Below are 17,853 nucleotides of genomic sequence, written 5' to 3'. Positions count from 1 at the left end.
ATTCCCTTCCGGCGAACCGATCTCGGTTCTGCTGGAAAGGCGCCCAGCCCGCCAGAGGCCGTCCATGCCACGTTTCGCCGCCAACCTCTCGATGATGTTCAACGAGTGGGAGTTCCTAGACCGCTTCAAGGCGGCATCCGAGGCCGGTTTCGAGGCCGTCGAGTTCCTGTTCCCCTACGAGCATGCGCCGGAGCAGGTCGGGCTGGCGCTGGCGGGGGGCGAGCTGGAGCAGGCGCTGTTCAACATGCCGCCTGGCGATTGGGCCGGGGGCGAGCGCGGGATGGCGGCGCTGGTCGGCCGCGAGGAGGAATTCCGGGCATCGGTCGACAAGGCGCTGCCCTATGTCCACGAGACCGGGGTGAAGCGGCTGCACATGATGGCCGGCATCGCCGATCCCGACGATCCGGCGGCGCAGAAGAGCTATCGCGCCGCGATCGCCTATGCCGCCGACAGGCTCGGCGAGCACGGCATCGACCTGCTGCTCGAGCCGATCAACGGCAAGGACATGCCGGGCTATTTCCTCAACGATTTCGAGCGGGCCGCCAGCTATATCCGCGAGTCCGGACGGCCGAACGTCAAGTTGCAGTTCGACATGTATCATTGCGAGCTGATCCACGGCGACGTCTCCGGCAAGCTCAAGGCGCTCTATCCGCTCGTCGGCCATGTCCAGATCGCGCGTGCCAATGGCCGGCACGAGCCGGATGCGTCCGGCCCCGATTATCCGCTGCTCTTCGCCGAGCTGGATGCGCTCGGCTATGGCGGTTTCGTCGGCTGCGAGTACAGGCCCGAGCATGGCACCCTGGAAGGGCTCGGCTGGTTCGCGCCCTGGCGGAAGCCGGTCTGATGCGGCCGCCCTCGATCGCCTATCCGGTTCTCCTCGCCGATATCGGCGGGACGAATTGCCGGTTGTCGCTGGTGGCGGAGCCCGATGGCCCGCATCGGGCTCTGGCCCGCATCGGCACCGGCAGCTATGCGACCCCGGAGGCGGCTTTCGAGAGCGTGATCGCGGGACTGCCCGAACGGCCGCGCTCGGCGGTCCTCGCCGTTGCCGGCCCGCTCGATGGCCGCAGGGCCCAGCTGACCAATGCGAACTGGGATTTCGACGGTCCGAGGCTCGCCGCCGCCCTGGATTTCAAACAGGGGCTGCTGGTCAATGATTTCGAGGCGTTGGCGGCGTCCCTGGCCGTGTTGCGCCCGGCCGATGCCGAGACGCTGGTCGAGGGCGATCCGGAGCCGGACGGGGTCAAGCTGGTGCTGGGCCCCGGGACCGGGTTCGGAGCCGCCGCCTTGCTGACGCGCGGCGAACGCGGCTTCCTGGTCCCGACCGAGACGGGGCATATCGGGATCGGGCCGGAGGACCCGGCGGAGCACCGGATCTGGCCGGCACTGGCGGCCGGGCTGCCCCGCGTCACGGTGGAGCACCTGCTGAGCGGTGACGGGCTCGTGCGCCTCCACCGCGCCGTCGCCACAACGTCCGGCGTCGCCGAGGCCGATGTCAGCGCGGCCGATATCAGCCGGCTCGCGCTCGACGGCAATCCTGCCGCTCTGATGACGGTCGTCTGCTTCTGGCGGCTGCTGGCACGCGTCGCCGGCGATCTGGCGCTCGCCTTCAAGGCGACCGGCGGCGTCTTCATCGCGGGCGGCATCGCACCGAAGCTGCTGTCGCTGGCGGACCGTCCCACCGTCAGGAGCGTCTTCGCCGGCAAGCCGCCGATGGAGGAACTCGCCGCGCGCTTCGCGCTGCACATCGTCACCACACAGGATGCCGCCGAACAGGGACTCGCCGCGATTGCTGCCAATCTCGGCCGTTTCGGGCTCGACGACCCGAAGCGGTTGTGGTTTGGCTGAGCGCCTTCCGCAGCTCGGCCCTTCCGAAGATCGTCAAGACCGCGTGCAGCCCATCCATTCCATCCAGGTCCTGCGCGCGCTGGCCGCCTTCATGGTGGCCGTGCACCACGTCCAGCCGGATGCCGCCATCCTTGCGGCGCAGGCCGGGCTCCCCTTCGCCCGCAACGACGTGCTGCCCTGGATGGCGGGCGTCGATATCTTCTTCGTCGTCTCCGGCTTCATCATGGTCCATGCCTCGCAGGATCTGTTCGGGGCCCCGGGGGCGGCGCTCGTCTTCCTAAAACGCCGTCTCGCACGCATCGTGCCGCTCTATTGGGCCATGACGAGCCTGTTCCTGCTGGTCGGTCTCGCCGTGCCGGCGGCGCTCAATTCCGGGGCGCCGAGCGCCACTCAGATCATCGCCTCCTATCTGTTCTGGCCGGTGGTCTCGGCCCAGGGTCTGGTCCAGCCGGTCTATTCGCTGGGATGGACGCTGAACTACGAGATGCTGTTCTACGTGCTGTTCGCGGCGGGGCTCCTGCTGCCGGCGCGCTCGACCTTGCCCATGGTCGCGCTGGTTCTGGCCGTGCTGGTCGGTGCAGAAGGCCCGCAGGGGCCGCTCGCCTTGCCCTTCGGCTTCTGGGGGCAGCCGATCGTCCTCGAGTTTGCCGCCGGAATGGGCATCGCCGTCCTGCGGCGGAAAGGATTTCGCCTGCACGGCGCCTGGCGGATCGCCGTCGCGGCCGCCGGGGCCGCCGTGCTGTTCGCCGCAGCGCATGGCCAGGAGACGGGCGGTGCCTGGAACGTCGTGCTCTGGCGAGGCGGCGCAGCCGTGCTTCTGGTGGCGGCGGCGGCATGCGGGCGGGACCGCGCAGCGCCGCCGGCATTTCCGATCAGGGCGCTGGCGGCCGTGGGTGACGCCTCCTACGCCCTCTATCTCGTGCATCCCTTCGTCATCCGCGGGCTGCGGGAGGCTGCTTCGCGCGCCGGAGTGCTGCTGCCGGGCCTGTACATCGTCCTTGCGCTCGGCGGGGCTGTGCTGGCTGCGATGCTGCTTCATCACAGCTTCGAGAAGCCGGCGACGCGGCTCCTGCGACGCTGGCTGGGGAATTGAGCAGGCGGTTCAGCCTAGCTTCATGCCTTTCAGCGACTGCCCGACCACGCCGCCATCCTTGCGGCGCTGGGCGCGCTTCGCCTTGATCCCGTCGGCATGTTCGGGCTGCGGATAGTAGCCTCGCTCCATGATCTCGAGCGAATACTCCTCATAGGTCAGGCCGAGAGCCTCGGCATTCTCCTGACGACGGAGCGCGATCTCGCGGGGCTTCTTCCACGCCTTGCGATGAGCGAAGCGCCAGTCGAAATACCGGCCTATGGTGCCCCTTCCGGCTTCCGAGCGCGGCTTGCGTTCCTTGAGTGGCGGACCGCCATTGTGGCCGATACCGATGGTGCGCGGGCGAGAAGAGGGCATGGGCGGGCTTCGCGTCGAGGTGATCGCCCCACGATAGGGGGACTGCCCGACCGAGCAAGGGGCGTGCCATGCCGGGGATGCGTGACAGCGGCGCTTCCGCGGTCTATCCCGCTCTCGCATTCACAGGACGAGCGATGGCCCCCCTACTGCATCTGCGCGACGTTGCGCTCACCTTTGGCGGACAGCCGCTGCTCGAGGCGGCGGAGATCGCGGTCTCGGCCGGAGAGCGCGTCTGCCTCGTCGGCCGCAACGGGTCCGGCAAGTCGACGCTGCTCAAGATCGCGGCCGGCATCGTCGAGCCCGATCATGCCGAGCGGTTCGTCCAGCCCGGCGCGACGATCCGCTATCTGCCACAGGAGCCGGATTTCGGCAGCCACGCGACCGCGCTCGCTTATGTCGAGGCCGGGCTGGGGCCCGGCGACGACGCCTATCGCGCGCAGTACCTGCTGACCGAGCTCGGTCTCACCGGCCAGGAAAATCCGGCTTCGATGTCGGGAGGGGAGGCGCGGCGCGCGGCCCTTGCCCGCGTGCTGGCACCGGAGCCGGACATCCTGCTGCTGGACGAGCCGACGAACCACCTCGACCTGCCCGTGATCGAGTGGCTGGAGCAGGAGCTGAAATCGCTGCGCTCGGCGATGGTGCTGATCAGCCACGACCGCCGCTTCCTGACCTCGCTGTCGCGCGCGACGATCTGGCTCGACCGTGGCGTGACACGGCGGATGGAAAGGGGCTTCGGAGAGTTCGAGGCCTGGCGGGACGAGGTGCTCGCACAGGAGGAGCTGGAACGGCACAAGCTCGACCGCAAGATCGCACGCGAGGAGGATTGGCTGCGCTATGGCGTCAGCGCCCGGCGCACGCGCAACCAGCGCCGTCTCGGCGAGCTGCACGCCTTGCGCGACCAGCGCCGTACCGCCCGCGCCGCCGTCGGCAACGTGCGGCTGGAGGCCAGCGAGGCCCAGACCTCCGGCAAGCTGGTCATCGAGGCGGTGAACGTCTCCAAGGCCTACGGCGACAATGTCGTGGTCAAGAACCTGTCGCTCAGGGTCGCGCGGGGCGACCGGATCGGCATCGTCGGGCCGAACGGCGCCGGCAAGACCACGCTGATCAACCTGCTGACCGGAGCGCTCGCGCCGGATTCCGGCAAGGTGAAGCTCGGCACGGCGCTGGAGATGGTGACGCTCGACCAGCGTCGCGAAAGCCTCGATCCGGAGACGCCGCTCGGGGATGTCCTGACCGGTGGCGGCTCGGACCAGGTCATGGTCGGCGGCCAGCCGCGCCATGTCGTCTCCTACATGAAGGACTTCCTGTTCCAGCCGATCCAGCGCGGCACGCCGGTCGGCGCGCTTTCCGGCGGCGAGCGCGGGCGGCTGATGCTAGCGCGGGCGCTGGCCAAGCCCTCGAACCTGCTGGTGCTGGACGAGCCGACCAACGATCTCGACCTCGAGACACTCGACCTGCTGCAGGAGCTGCTCGCCGACTATCAGGGCACGGTGCTGCTGGTGAGCCACGACCGCGACTTCATCGACCGCGTCGTCTCCTCCGTACTGATCTCGGATGGCGACGGCGTCTGGACGGAATTCGCCGGCGGCTATTCCGACATGCTGGCCCAGCGCGGGCGCGGCGTCGGAGCCAAGGCCCGGCCGGTCGAGAAGGCGGCGCCTGTCGCTGCCAAGGCGGCGTCATCACCGGCCACATCCGCCTCCAAGCGCAAGCTTTCATTCAACGAGAAGCATGCGCTGGAGACGCTGCCGACAAAGATCGAGGCGCTGCAGGCCGAGGCCGCGAAGCTGAATGCAGCGGTTGCCGGCGATCTCTACACCCGCGATCCGAAGCTCTTCACCAGGGCGACGGCGCGGCTGGAAGAGCTCGCGCGCGAGATCGGCGAGGCCGAGGAGCGCTGGCTGGAGCTGGAGATGCTGCGCGAGGAGATCGGGGCGTAAGCTCCCGCCATCCCATTTTCGCACGCGCCTGCGCGCGAAAGCGCATTTACCGAGGCGTTCAATCGTCTCAAACATCGCGCAATCGCTGAACACGAAGGAACGATCATGCGACTCAAGGGCAAGACGGCGCTGGTGACCGGCGCGGCGCAGGGGTTCGGCTTCGGCATCGCCGAGACCTTCGTGCGCGAAGGCGCGCGCGTCGCGGTGCTGGACATCAATGGCGACAAGGCCAAGGAGGCGGCCAAGGCGATCGGCCGCAAGGCCTTCGCGGTGACCTGCGACGTCGGCAAGGCCAAGAGCGTCGACAAGGCGGTCGAGAAGATCCTCGCCAAGGTCGGGCGGCTCGATATCGTCGTCAACAATGCCGGCACCACCCATCGCAACAAGCCGATGACGGAGGTGACCGAGGAGGAGTTCGACCGGATCTTCGCGGTGAACGTGAAGTCGATCTACCTGATGGCGCGGGCGACGGTGCCGCATTTCCGGCAGCATGGCGGCGGCGTCATCCTGAACATCGGCTCGACGGCCGGCCTGCGTCCACGGCCCGGCCTGACCTGGTACAACGGCTCGAAGGGCGCTGCGAACCTGATCTCGCAGTCGATGGCGGTCGAGCTCGCGCCCGACAAGATCCGCGTCAACGCCATTGCGCCGGTCGCGGGCGAGACGCCGCTGCTCGCCACCTTCATGGGCGAGGACACGCCCGAGCGGCGCAAGGCCTTCACCTCCACCATCCCGTGGGGCCGTTTCTCGACCCCGCAGGACATCGCCAATGCCGCGCTGTTCCTGTGCTCGGACGAGGCCGACATGGTGACGGGCTCGGTGCTGGCGGTCGACGGCGGGCGCTGCGTCTGAGCCGGACGCCCCTACTTCAGGCCGCGTCGGCCGAACTCCGTCCGCCGACGCGGTACACCGGCTGGGAGCGCGCCGAGGAAGCCCTGCGGCTGTGACGGGACAGGCGGAGCGGGGATTGGCTTGCGGCCGGCGATCGCCTGCTCCATCGCCTGTGACAGGGCGGAGCCGGCATCCGCCTCCTCGGTCGCATCGCTTCGGCTGCTGCGGCTCGCAGCATCGGCTTTGTCGCGAAGTTCGACCGGGGCGGATGCAGCGAACTGCAGATAGAGCCAGAACCCGCCCAGCAGGAGGTAGACCAGCCCGGGCTGCTCCATGCCGTTGATCGGATCGTCCGAGGCGCGGCTGATCAGCGCCTGGATCTGCAGCGCGAGTGCCACGCAGGTGGCGATGGCATAGATGCCGGCCACGGCCTGGCCGCCGCCAGCGTCCCGATTGCGGCGGATGGCGAGGCTGATGCGCTGATATCCAAAGGGGATGCTGGCCAGGAGGACGCTGGCCGCCAGCCGGTAGCGCCCCTCTCCGGGCGGGCCGAAGAACGCCTCATGCTGGATGGCGATGCAGACGGCCAGAACGGCCGCTTCCGCGGTGGCCAGCAGACCGGATTTGACGAAGAACTGGCCGCGGCCGAGGGTTCCGGCGAACATCGCGCTTCCTCCCGCAGGGAAGCGTATGCCGGCCCGGTGAAGCCGGCGTAAACACGCGGTGGCCTGGTGGCCGTCAAGCCGGTCTGCCGGACAGGTCGATCGCCTGCCGCAGGATGACCGTGCCGTCGAGCTCGAAGCCGCGCTGCTCCAGCACGATCCGGTGGGACCCGGCGTCGCCGTCGATGCGGAAAAGATGCCAGGTGCCGAGGTCGCCATGGCCGCGCGGCCCGATCGAGGCGGACGGCACGCCGACGATGGGGAAGTCGCGCTGCGGGCCGGCCCGCCATGCCAGCGAGAAGGTGTGATTGTGGCCATGCAGGACGAGGTCGGCCCCATGCCGTTTCAGCATCGCTTCGAAGGCGGCGGCATCGATGAGCTCGCGCGAGCGCCGCGCGCCGCCGACATAAGGGGGGTGGTGGATCAGGATGACGCGGATAAGGCCTTCGTCGCGGGCACGGTCGAGCAGGGCGGCGGTTCGCTCGGTCTGCTCGGGGCCGACGCGCCCGGTCGCCATCAGAGGCAGGGTCGGCACGGCGCTGCTGACGCCGATCAGCGCCAGCGGTCCGCGCCGCCGGTACCAGGGGTAGGAGGGGGAGCCGTCGTCGCTCCCGGACCAGGGCGCCAGCAGGGTGGCGAGCGCCTTGAGCGACGACCGCGCATAGGCATCGTGGTTGCCGGGAACGAAGCTGACGGTCTCGCGCGGGCCCAACGTATCGAGGAAGGTGACGGCGGTCTTGAATTCGTTCGGGAGGCCGATATGGGAAACGTCGCCCGTGCAGGCGATATGATCCGGCTGTTGCTCGTGGATATCGGCGACGATCCGCGCCAGGATGTCCATGTCGTGGGCATGCCGACGCTTGCGGCGCCAGTTGACGTAACCCGTTGCCCGCTTGCCGATGAGCTGATGCAGCGAAAACCCGGCCAGCGGGCCGAGATGCGGGTCGGACAGGTGCGCGAGCTTGAACACGCTCCAGCGCTTGCCCTTGCCGCGGGCCGCCCGTCAAGCGCGCAATTCAGCGCGGTCGACGGGGTCGGCAGGCAGTCTCAGTTGGCAGCGCCCGTGAGCTCAGAGACGATGCGCGAGTCGGTCAGCGTGACGGCGGGCTTCCAGACGTAGGCCGGTTTGGCCTTGAAGCGGGAGATGATGAATGAGAGGAGCATGGTTCGGTTTCCAGTAACGGGTGTTTCTCTGGACGTTATTTGGGGCGCGTTTGTGTCAGAACCAGCCTAGGCTCAGCGTGTCCGTCATGCGCTTTTTGCATAGACAATTAACCTGACGGTGAGAAACGGATCCATGGAGCAGCGGCGCCCTTCGGAAGGGGCTGGCGAGGAAGCGGGATTTTCGGGCTGGCGTCGCATGATGGTGCGCCTGCTGCATCTCTATTTCCGGCTGACCCGCAGCATCACCTTCGGGGTACGGGCGGCGGTTCTGACGGAGGCGGGCGAGGTGTTTCTCATCCGGCATACCTATGTGCCGGGCTGGCAGCTTCCGGGCGGCGGCGTCGAGGTTGGCGAGACGGCGCTGCAGGCGCTGGCGCGCGAACTCTCCGAGGAGGCCTGCATCGCATTGACCGAGCCGCCGCGCCTCCACGGTCTCTACTTCAACGGCCGGATCTCGCGACGGGACCATGTCGCTCTGTATGTGGTGCGCGCGTTTCGGGTCGAGAGCGTCAAGCAGCCCGACCGCGAGATCGCCGAAGCCGGCTTCTTCCCGCTCGACAGCCTGCCCGAGGGCGTGACGCCCGCCACCCGCCGCCGCCTCGAGGAAATCACTGCGAACCGGACTCCCGCTGCCGATTGGTGAAGGGAAGCCGAGGACAGCAGCCGCACTGCCTTCAGTTCGCGCCCTTGGCCAGCGTCGCGAAATCGGTGTCGAGCCTGGCCAGAGCGCTCGCGATCTTGGCGCGCCGCTCCTTGATCCAGTCGTCCTGCTGGTCCAGGCGCCTGCGGGCGTCGCCCAGCATGCGATCCATCTCGGCCGGTTGCGGACCGCCGGATGTCGCGCGGTTCTTGACGATCGCGACGGGATCGAGCGTCGCCCTGAACTCGGCCTCGCTCATCGGCAGCTCCGCGGCGGCGAGGCCCATTTCCGCGGCGGCCTTGCGATAGATCGCCTGCGCCTGCGCATAGGGGAAGTCGGTCGGCTTGATGGCGTTGAGCTTGGCGTAGTCGACGACTTCGGAGGCGAAGTGATGACCGGCCCTGAAGGGCAGCTTGTATTTGCGCATCAGCACGTCGGCCAGCTCCTGAGACGCCGTCCAGTCGCTGTTGAGCTCCTCCAGCGCGCGGTCGGGGTCGATCACCAGCGCCTTGAGGATGCGGTCCAGCCCCTGGAGGGTCCTGGCCGCGCTGTCGATCATCGCGCTGTTGGCTCTGGCGCTCTTGGCGTCGGGCATTCCGGGCGGAATGTTGTGCGCCTTGAAGACCGGGCCCATCGCCAGCGCAAGCGCGTTCGAGGCCTGTTCGCGGGTGCCGTTGAGCAGCCCGGGATTCCGTTTCTGCGGCATGGCGCTCGAGACATAGGTGTTGCCGCCGCCGGTCGTGCCTCCGCCTTCACGCAACAGGATCCACGGGCGCGGCTGCGCATACTGCGTCATCACGTCCTCGATATAGCTTCCCGTATGCAGCGCGATGCTGGTGACGATCGAGCCGGCCTCGACGGGCAGGTCGACGGCCGCGACCTGCGACGCGTCATAGGCGTTGTCGACCAGCGCGCCGAAGCCGAGATAATCGGCCATGCGCCGACGATCGAGCGGCCAGCTCGTGCCGTTGAGGACCGTCGTTCCCATGGGCGAACGGTCGACACGCGCGTAGAACTCGCGGATGCGCTCTGCGTCACGGTCGAAGCCGGCGACGAGGCCGAGCAGATAATGGCCGTAGCTGTTGGGCTGCGCCGCGACGCCGTTGGTGTAGTTGGGGACGACCGTGCCTCGATGCGTCGCGGCCAGCTCGACCATGGTGCGCGTCGTCCGGCCGAGCTGTTCGGCAAGTGCGAGCAGCCTGTCGCGCATGATCGCGGCGCGATAGGTCGCGTGCATGTCCTGGCTGGAGCGGCCGGCATGCAGCAGGGTGACTTCGACGCCGGCCTCCTTGATCATCAGCGGTTCGAAGGTGATGACGGTCGAAGGACGCTTGGCGCCGGGCTGGTTGCCGGCCTCGATCACCCGGGCCAGCCCTTGTGCCAGCTTCGGCGCCAGGGCGGGGTCCAGCAGCCCCTCGTCCTTGTTGATGACGGTGCTCGCCTTGTTCATCTCGCCGAGCCAGAAGAACTCGTCTCGCGTCGGGCCCTGCTGAGCGAGCGCAGGGACAGAGGATGCGCCGAGCATGACCGCGCAGGCTGCCGCAAGATGTCGTGTCATCGATCTTTCCTCCTATTCCGATCCCACCGGCGTTGCTCCGGCCCGACCCGTCGATCCGAACGCGCGCCAGGCGCTTTCGTTGCGGCGGCAGCGCGATCGCCTCGGCCGTCCGAACCCGACATGGATGGACGCGGGGATGCCGCTCTGCTACAGGCGCAGCCATGACGGACCGGCACAACCTGCGAGACCTGCGACGACCGACGCGCTGAATGCGCTTTTCCGGCATGCGCGCCGACGCGCCTTGCCTCGCCGCTCGCTCCTTCGCTGCCTTTCCCGGTCGCCATGACATCCCTGCCTCTGACTATCCGCCACGAATTGCCCGTGGACAACGCCGCGATCGAGCGGCTGCACGAGCGCGCCTTCGGTCCGGGCCGCTTCGCGCGCACGGCGTTCCGCCTGCGCGAAGGCGTGCCGCCCGATCCGGCGCTGTCCTTCGCCGCCCATGTCGGCACCTTTCTCGTCGGCTCGGTCAAGGTCACGCCGGTCGGCGCAGGCGGGCATCCGGCGTTGATGCTGGGGCCGTTGACGGTCGATCCCGCCTTCGAGGGCAGGGGCATCGGCGCAGCGTTGATGAGCCGCTCGATCGAGGCGGCGCGGCAGGACGGCCATGACCTAATCCTGCTGATCGGCGATGCCCCCTATTACGCCCGCTTCGGCTTCGGCGTGGTTCCGCCGGGGCAGCTCGTCCTGCCCGGACCGGCCGATCCCGGCCGCTTCCTCGCCCTCGAACTGGTCGCGGGCGTCCTGGCGCAGAGGCGCGGAAGCGTGACCTCGGCGCGGTCTATGCCTCCCTCCTGAAGCGCCGGCCGCTCTCGCCGAGCCAGCCGGCGACGAGCGCGCCGAACAGGACGGCCAGCCCGATCAACCCGACGAAGAGCGGCGAGATCTGCACGCCGCGCACCACGCCGGAATCGCTGATCCTCAGCCCGATCCAGTCGGCGCCGGCGAACTGGCTGCCGGAGCGGACAGGGACGATGCGCGGAACGTCGACCGCGGAGCCGTTCTCCCTGCCGATTCGGCGCGAGGAGCCACCGGTCGCCTGGGAGAGCGGCTGCAGGGCGCCGGGGTCGCTGACGACCTCCATCAGCTCGCGCGGATTCTCGGGTCCGACGCTGGCAAAGGCCGTGAGGTTGTCGGCGGTGAGCCGATACAGGCCCAGCGCGCTCGTCGGGATTCGGGCGGTGAACAGGCCGGGTTGCCCCGCCTCCAGCGCGACCTGCCGCGACTGGCCGTCGGGGCCGGTGACGGTGACGGGGAAGGGGTTGTCTCCCAGCGTCTGGCGCTCGACCTCGATGGTGCCGTTGCGGGCGGTGGCGCGCAGCGCCTCTTCCTCCAGCTCGGGCTCCTTCATCAGCCAGTGGCTGAGGCGCCGCAGCAGGTCGAGATAGGGGCCGCCGTTGCGGAAGCCGCGGGCCCAGAGCCATTCATGGTCGGACAGGAACAAGGCCACGCGGCCCTTCTGCTCGCGCGAGAGCATCAGCAGCGGCCGGTCTCCGGGGCCGGTCATGACCGGCGCCGCGCCGGCACGGGCCTGGGCGCCGACCATGCGCAGCCATTCTCCCCAGCGCGGAGGGTCGACCTCCGAACCCGGCAGGTCGCGGGTGACCGGATGGCGCTTGCCCAGCTCGCTGACGCGGGCGCGGTAGGCCTCGTCGATGACGCTGCCATCGGGAATCGCCGGCAAGATCTGGCCGAGCGGGGTGCGCGCCAAGGTCTGCGACCCCGCATATTCGGGGCCGGCGGCGACCAGCAGCGCGCCGCCATCGCGAACATAGCGGACGATGTTGTCGAAATAGACCAAGGGCAGGATCGACTGGTTGGCATAGCGGTCGAAGATGATCAGGTCGAATTCCTTGATCTTGACCTGGAACAGCTCGCGCGTCGGAAAGGCGATCAGCGAGAGTTCGTTGATCGGCGTGCCGTCCTGCTTTTCCGGCGGGCGCAGGATGGTGAAATGGACGAGGTCGACATTGGCGTCTGCCTTGAGCAGGTTGCGCCAGGTGCGCTCGCCCGGATGCGGCTCGCCCGAGACCAGCAGCACCCGCAGCTTGTCGCGGACGCCTTCGATGGTGATTACCGCGCGGTTGTTGGCGAGGGTCAATTCGTTGTCGAGCGGCGCGGCCTCGATCTCGACGACGTTCGGCCCGCCGCGGTCGATGCGGACCGGTACCTGCACGGTCTGGCCGGTCGCGACCTCGCGACGGGCGATGATCTCGCCGTCGCGGCGGATCGTGAGCCCGGCCCGGCCCGGGCCGTTCTTGTCGGCGACGCGCAGGCGGATGATCTGATCCTTGCCGACGATGCCGAAGCGCGGCGAATCCACCAGGACGATGCGGCGGTCGATCTCGGCCGCACGGCCGGTCGTCAGGACATGGAGCGGCGCGCGCAGGCCCAGAACGTCCGCATTGGGCGGAGTGTCGTGGGCGAGGCCGTCGGTGATGGCGATGGCGCCCGCGACGCGCTCGGAAGGGACGTCCGCGAGGCTGTTCGTCAAGGCCTCGAACAGGCGCGTGCCGTCGTCGGAGCCCTGCGCATCGCGAACCTCGACGATGCGCGGCTCGACGTTGGGAATGGCCCGCAGCTGCCGCTCGACCTCGGCAACAGCCGCATCGGTCTGCGCCGTCCTGTCGGCGAGCCGGTTCGAGGCCGAACGGTCGACGACGACCGAGACGACATCCTTGACCGGCTCGCGGTCCTCGAAAACAAGCGACGGGTCGGCCAGCGCCAGCGCCAGCACGGCGAGCGCCAGCGCCCGCAGCAGGGCGCTGCGGCCGGCGAGGACGATTGCCGCGCCTGCTGCCACGGCGGCCAGCGCGGAGAGACCGATCAGCAGCGGCAGCGGCACCAGCGGCGCGAACGAGAGGCTCCACATGGCTACTGCCCCAACCGTTCGAGCAGGGCCGGAACATGGACCTGGTCGGCCTTGTAGTTGCCCGTCAGCGCATACATCACGAGATTGACGCCGCCGCGCAGGGCGAGCTCGCGCTGACGCGGATCGGAGCCCGACAGCGGCACGAGGCCTTCGCCACGCCTGTCGATCGCCCAGGCGGAGGCGAGGTCGTTGGAAGTGATGACGATGGGCGAGACGTTGTCGCCGGCGCGGGCGGGGCGGTGGCCCTCGCTGTCGGCGGGCGGCAGGGTCTCGACCCAGGTGGTGCCGGTGTCGTAGCGGCCGACGAGGCCGTCGAGGATGTAGAAGGTCTTGGTCAGGACGTGATCGGCCGGAAGCGGCTCGAGCTCGGGGATGTCGAGCGTCTGCAGCATGCGCTTGAGCTGATCGCCCTCCGGCGTGGAGCCGCCGCCGGGCCGGGCGCTCATGGCGTCGCGGGTGTCGAAGATGACGAGCCCGCCGCCCTTCATATACGCCTCGAGCTTGCGCAGCGTCTCGGCCGACGGAATGGGCCGCCCGGCGACGATCGGCCAGTACAGCACCGGGAAGAAGGCGAGTTCGTCACGATCGACATCGACGCCGATCGCGTCGCCCGGCTCCAGCGCGGTGCGGGCGCCAAGCACGGTGTTGAGACCGGTCAGGCCCGCCTTGGACATGTCGTCGACCGCCCTGTCGCCGGTGACGACATAGGCGAGGCGGGTCATCGCGCCGTTGGCGAGGAGCTCGCGGGGGATCGGCGGAAGGCGCTCGGGCTGTGCGCCCTGAGCCGGCGGCGTGGGCTGGGCTTCGGCACGGCCGGGTGCGAGCCCGCCCGCCAGGACCAGTGCCAACAGCAGGACAGCCGGTGCTGCCGCCCGGCCGACGCGGCGGAATCCAAGTCGGCCGCCGAGCCAGAGCGTCGCGAGCGTATCGACGATCAGCAGCAGCAGCGCGAGCACCAGCAGCGGGGGGCGGATGTCGCGCGCGATCGGCTCGTCGATCGGCAGGATCGGCGCACCGAGGATCGCGAGGTCGAGCGCGGCGAGCCGGTCGTTCGGAGCGAGCGCATTCACGGCAAAGGAACCCTCGGTCGGCCCGTACAAGCCTGGCGGATGCAGCAGCGTCGCACGGCCTGCGAAGTTGCGGGCGACGGGCTGGCTCGTTGCGGGCGGGCTCCGGAACTGGCCGAGACCGTCGAGCACGCGCGTCGGCGACAAGGTCTCGACGCGGACCTCGTCACCCTGCGTCGCGGCAGCCGTGCCTGTGCCGGCGAGATTGACGACCTTGCGCAGCATCTCCACGAAAAGCCCGGACAGCGGCAGGTTCGACCAGGTGGTGTCGGCCGTGACATGGAACATCGCGATCAGCCCGTCGCCGCGGCGTTCTCCGGTGACGACGGGCGTGCCATCCTCGAGAGCGGCCCAGGTCTTGCGCGAGAGGTTCGGCTCGGGCTCTGCCAGGATCTGCCGGTTGACCCGGACATCGTCGCCGATCGTCAAGCCGAAGAAGGGACTCTCGCGGGTGAAGGCCGCGAGCTTGCGCGGCGTGTCCCAGGAGAGGCCGCCGCCGAGTGTGCGGCCACCGCGCCGCAGCTTGACCGGGGTCAATTCGTCCGAGCTCGCCGCGAGGCGCGGACCGGCAAAGCGCAGCAGCACGCCGCCGCGCTGGACGAAATCGGAGATCTTCGCCGCCGTCTCGCGGTCGAGCGTGCCGATATCGGCGAGAACCAGTACCGAGAGGTTCTGCGCCAGCAGTTCGCCGACAGGATCGGTCGAGCCCTGGCGCGGCTCGCGAATCTCGGCGAAGGGCTGGAGCGCGCGCGAGACGTAGTAGGTTGGCGAGAGCAGCGGCTGCGCCGTGTCGGCCGTCGTGCCCGAGACGATGCCGACGCGCCGGCGCCGCGCGCTCTCGTCGAGCAGGGCGACCGAACCTGCGCTGCGCAGCCCGGCGATCTCAAGGCGCGAGACAGCGTTGCGGACCTCGATCGGCAGGGTCAGGCGCGCGCTCGTCTCCAGCGCGGAGCCTTCGAAGACGAAGGGAGCTTCGCCGAGCGGGAGGCCCTTGAGGTCGAGTGCTCGGACGACGCCGGTGGCCGGTGCGGCGGCCGCCGGACGCAACACCTTCACCGTGAGAGCACCCGCCTGATTTTCCGGCGCGGCCAAAGCGAGCTGGACTGCCGGGCCGGCATGAATGGCGAGCCGATGCCCGCCGGCCATCTGCTTCAGACGCGACAGGAAGGGACTTTCGTCCCCGATGGCCAGTCCGTCAGACACCCAGACGATCTCGGCGGCCGGCGAGCTGCGGAGGAAGCTTTCGATGCGCGGCAGATGGCTGGAGCGGTCCGGCGCGTGCGGTTCCAGAGCGAGGGCTCGCAGCCGCTCCAGTGCCGTGCGGGGATCGAGCAGCGAAATCTCGGCCGGGTTCTCGGCAAGGCCGACCACCGCGACGGTGCGGCTCTCGCGGGTCGCCGCGGCAATGCGCGATTCGGCGACCGCGATACGGTCGGCCCAGTCGCCGGCTGCGCCGAAGCCGTTGTCGACCAGCAGCAGCACCGGCCCGCGTGTCGGCCCGGCATCGCGCGGCGGATTCCAGACCGGTCCCGCGACCGCGAGGATCGCGAGCGCGGCGACCACCATGCGCATGGCCAGCAGCCACCACGGGGTGTGCGCTGGCGTCTCCCGCTTCGGGATCAGGTCGGCCATGATCTTCAGCGGCGGGAAATCGATGCGGCGGGGACGCGGCGGCGTCACCCGCAGGATCAGCCAGAGCGCCGGCAGCAGCGCGAGCGCGGCCAGCGCGAGCGGGGCGGAGAAGGTGAGGGGCAGGGCGCCGAACATGCCGCGTCCTCCCTAGAAGCCCGAACCGCCGCGCGCGGCGGCGACGAGGCTGGCGACGCGCAGCACGCCTTCGCTCGCAGGCCGGTCGGTGCGGTGGAGCGTCAAGGTCCAGCCGGCCTTGCGGCACGCTTCCCTGATGGCTTCGCGATGGGCAGCGAGGCGGCCGCGGTATTCATCGCCCCAGGACCCGGCGTCGCCGACGCGCAGGCTGAGTCCATCCTCCAGGTCGAAGAGCTCGGCCTGACCGGTGAACGGGAAGGTCTCCTCGATCGGGTCGGCGACGAGCAGGACATGGCCGCGCGCGCCGCTCGAGGCCATCGTGGCGATGCGCCTGGCCAGCGAGTCGGAAGGCGAAAGCCCATCGGTGACGATGATGGCGTCCGCCAGGCGCGGCAGCGGTGCGGGCGGCGGCAGATCGTCCGTCGCGCCCTTGCGGTCGGCAACGATGGCCTGGGCCAGCAACTCGATGATGTTGCGGGAGGCCAGCGGCCGCGTCAGGCCAAGATGGCCGACGCGCTCGCCGCCCTCGACCAGCGTCTCGGCGAGCGCGAAGCCGGCGACGAGGGCGCGGTCGATCTTGGAGGCCAGGGCCAGCGACGATGCGAAACCCATCGAGGCGGAGCGGTCGACCCAGAGCCAGACGGTGTGCGAGGCTTCCCACTCCCGCTCGCGCACGAAGAGATGTCCGTCGCGGGCGGAGCGGCGCCAGTCGATGCGCGCCGCGGATTCGCCGGCGACCAGCGGCCGGTACTGCCAGAAGGTCTCGCCCGGCCCGGCGCGGCGGCGCCCGTGGATGCCGTGGACGCTGGCGGAGACGCGGCGGGCTTCGAGGATCAGCCGGGGCAGGCGCGCTGCAAGGTCGAGCGATGCGGTGAGGACGGGCCTCGCCGGTTGCCGCTCGGCCTGGTTCAGGACGCGCATGCGCAGCATCGCGCTAGCCCAGCCTTTCCACGAGGCGGCCGATCACGCCTTCGACCGTCTCGCCGTCAGCGCGTGCGGCGAAGGTCAGCGCGACGCGGTGCTTGAGGACGGGAGCGGCAAGTGCAGCGACATCGTCCACCGAGGGAGCGAGCCGGCCCTCCACCAGCGCCCGCGCGCGAGCCGCCAGCGTCAGCGACTGGCTCGCCCGTGGGCCGGGGCCCCAGGCCAGCTTGTCGGTGAGCGCGGCGTTGCCCTCGCCGGGACGGGCGGAGCGGACGAGATCGAGGATCGCGTCGACCACTGCGTCCCCCACGGGGAGGCGGCGGACGAGGCGCTGGATGGACATCAAGGTCTCGGCGGTCATCGCCTGAGAGGGCTTGTATTCGGCAGCGCCGGTGGTTTCGAGCAGGATGCGGCGCTCGGCCTCGCGATCGGGGTAGTCGACGTCGATCTCGAGCAGGAAGCGATCGAGCTGGGCCTCCGGCAGCGGGTAGGTGCCCTCCTGCTCGATCGGGTTCTGGGTCGCGAGCACATGGAAGGGCGCGGGCAGGTCGTAGCGTTCTCCGGCGACGGTGACATGATGCTCCTGCATCGCCTGCAGGAGCGCCGACTGGGTGCGTGGGCTGGCGCGGTTGATCTCGTCTGCCATCAGGAGCTGAGCGAAGACGGGGCCCTTGATGAAGCGGAAATGGCGCCTGCCGTCGCTCGATTCGTCGAGCACCTCCGAGCCGAGGATGTCGGAGGGCATCAGGTCGGGCGTGAACTGGACGCGCCTGGCCGAGAGGCCGAGCACGGTCCCCATCGCCTCGACGAGCTTGGTCTTGGCGAGGCCGGGCACGCCGACGAGCAGGCCGTGGCCACCGGCCAGCAGTGTGATCAGCGAGAGGTCGACGACCTTCTGCTGGCCGAAGATCACCTGGCCGATCTCCCTGCGCGCCGCGCCGATGGCGCCGAGCGCGGCCTCGGCCGCCTCGACCACGCCGCTGTCGAGGTCGATCGGGGAGTTGCTCTCACTCGCACGGGCTTGCGCCGCCATGTCGATCTCCTTCACCCTTGCACTCCTGCCGCTTCCGGCGCGCACATCGCAGGACGCGAACCCGTCGCTCTAATCCACCGTCGAATGTGGACGGGGCGTT

General features: G+C 69.5%; 15 protein-coding genes. 7 read left to right on the top strand and 8 right to left on the bottom strand.

All coding sequences use genetic code 11. From position 1 onward, the window contains the following. Window positions 1-64 precede the first annotated feature (64 nt). The 3 genes from otnI to BGO20_RS16475 are packed head-to-tail and all read left to right on the top strand — an operon-like array spanning window position 65 to window position 2,941. Window positions 65-844 (top strand): 2-oxo-tetronate isomerase, encoded by a 780-nt coding sequence (otnI, locus tag BGO20_RS16485; RefSeq protein ID WP_291660098.1) that lies wholly within the window; start codon window positions 65-67, stop codon window positions 842-844. Beyond that, complete coding sequence (locus tag BGO20_RS16480; RefSeq protein ID WP_291660100.1) at window positions 844-1,848, top strand: glucokinase; 1,005 nt, start codon at window positions 844-846, stop codon at window positions 1,846-1,848. The genes otnI and BGO20_RS16480 overlap by 1 nt, the downstream gene beginning before the upstream one ends. 43 nt (window positions 1,849-1,891) lie before the next feature. Further along, window positions 1,892-2,941: an acyltransferase family protein gene (locus BGO20_RS16475; protein WP_291660102.1), complete on the top strand. Its 1,050-nt coding sequence runs from the start codon at window positions 1,892-1,894 to the stop codon at window positions 2,939-2,941. A 9-nt stretch (window positions 2,942-2,950) separates the two neighbouring features. Here BGO20_RS16475 and BGO20_RS16470 read toward each other — a convergent pair whose 3' ends face one another. Next, the gene (locus BGO20_RS16470) at window positions 2,951-3,295 is read right to left on the bottom strand and encodes a hypothetical protein (protein WP_291660104.1); all 345 of its coding nucleotides are present in this window, start codon (window positions 3,293-3,295) and stop codon (window positions 2,951-2,953) included. Window positions 3,296-3,429: 134 nt separating this feature from the next. On the opposite strand from BGO20_RS16470, the gene BGO20_RS16465 reads away from it, so the two are divergent. Together BGO20_RS16465 and BGO20_RS16460 are read left to right on the top strand one after the other, a co-directional pair. Continuing rightward, window positions 3,430-5,235 (top strand): ABC-F family ATP-binding cassette domain-containing protein, encoded by a 1,806-nt coding sequence (locus BGO20_RS16465; RefSeq protein WP_291660106.1) that lies wholly within the window; start codon window positions 3,430-3,432, stop codon window positions 5,233-5,235. Between the two features lie 105 nt (window positions 5,236-5,340). Then, complete coding sequence (locus tag BGO20_RS16460; protein ID WP_291660107.1) at window positions 5,341-6,087, top strand: glucose 1-dehydrogenase; 747 nt, start codon at window positions 5,341-5,343, stop codon at window positions 6,085-6,087. A gap of 11 nt (window positions 6,088-6,098) precedes the next feature. Here BGO20_RS16460 and BGO20_RS16455 read toward each other — a convergent pair whose 3' ends face one another. Then, on the bottom strand, window positions 6,099-6,731 hold the full coding sequence (locus tag BGO20_RS16455; RefSeq protein ID WP_291660108.1) for a hypothetical protein: 633 nt from the start codon (window positions 6,729-6,731) through the stop codon (window positions 6,099-6,101). A gap of 73 nt (window positions 6,732-6,804) precedes the next feature. After that, window positions 6,805-7,698: a metallophosphoesterase family protein gene (locus BGO20_RS16450; RefSeq protein WP_291660110.1), complete on the bottom strand. Its 894-nt coding sequence runs from the start codon at window positions 7,696-7,698 to the stop codon at window positions 6,805-6,807. A gap of 327 nt (window positions 7,699-8,025) precedes the next feature. Between BGO20_RS16450 and BGO20_RS16445 the strand changes: the two genes are divergently transcribed. After that, window positions 8,026-8,535: an NUDIX domain-containing protein gene (locus BGO20_RS16445; protein ID WP_291660111.1), complete on the top strand. Its 510-nt coding sequence runs from the start codon at window positions 8,026-8,028 to the stop codon at window positions 8,533-8,535. Between the two features lie 31 nt (window positions 8,536-8,566). Here the strand turns inward: BGO20_RS16445 and BGO20_RS16440 are convergent, their stop codons facing one another. Further along, window positions 8,567-10,090: a lyase family protein gene (locus tag BGO20_RS16440; protein ID WP_291660113.1), complete on the bottom strand. Its 1,524-nt coding sequence runs from the start codon at window positions 10,088-10,090 to the stop codon at window positions 8,567-8,569. A 282-nt stretch (window positions 10,091-10,372) separates the two neighbouring features. On the opposite strand from BGO20_RS16440, the gene BGO20_RS16435 reads away from it, so the two are divergent. Beyond that, the gene (locus tag BGO20_RS16435; RefSeq protein ID WP_291660115.1) at window positions 10,373-10,888 is read left to right on the top strand and encodes a GNAT family N-acetyltransferase; all 516 of its coding nucleotides are present in this window, start codon (window positions 10,373-10,375) and stop codon (window positions 10,886-10,888) included. On the opposite strand, the gene BGO20_RS16430 is transcribed toward BGO20_RS16435, so the two are convergent. From BGO20_RS16430 to BGO20_RS16415, 4 genes are read right to left on the bottom strand one after another with little or no spacing between them, the layout of a single operon-like run. Next, entirely contained in the window at window positions 10,872-12,962 is a 2,091-nt protein-coding gene (locus BGO20_RS16430) for a hypothetical protein (protein WP_291660117.1), read from the bottom strand. The two genes, BGO20_RS16435 and BGO20_RS16430, sit on opposite strands and share 17 nt — an antisense overlap. Before the next feature lie 2 nt (window positions 12,963-12,964). After that, window positions 12,965-15,796, bottom strand: coding sequence for a DUF4159 domain-containing protein (locus BGO20_RS16425; RefSeq protein WP_291660119.1), 2,832 nt, complete (start codon window positions 15,794-15,796; stop codon window positions 12,965-12,967). 12 nt (window positions 15,797-15,808) lie between these two features. Next, on the bottom strand, window positions 15,809-16,717 hold the full coding sequence (locus BGO20_RS16420) for a DUF58 domain-containing protein (protein WP_291660121.1): 909 nt from the start codon (window positions 16,715-16,717) through the stop codon (window positions 15,809-15,811). A gap of 13 nt (window positions 16,718-16,730) precedes the next feature. Then, on the bottom strand, window positions 16,731-17,753 hold the full coding sequence (locus tag BGO20_RS16415) for an AAA family ATPase (protein ID WP_291660834.1): 1,023 nt from the start codon (window positions 17,751-17,753) through the stop codon (window positions 16,731-16,733). Window positions 17,754-17,853 lie beyond the last annotated feature (100 nt).

Origin of the sequence: Allobosea sp. 67-29 (assembly GCF_001898115.1) — a bacterium.
GTDB lineage: Bacteria > Pseudomonadota > Alphaproteobacteria > Rhizobiales > Beijerinckiaceae > Allobosea.
This window is presented reverse-complemented; position numbering and strand designations above follow the sequence as displayed.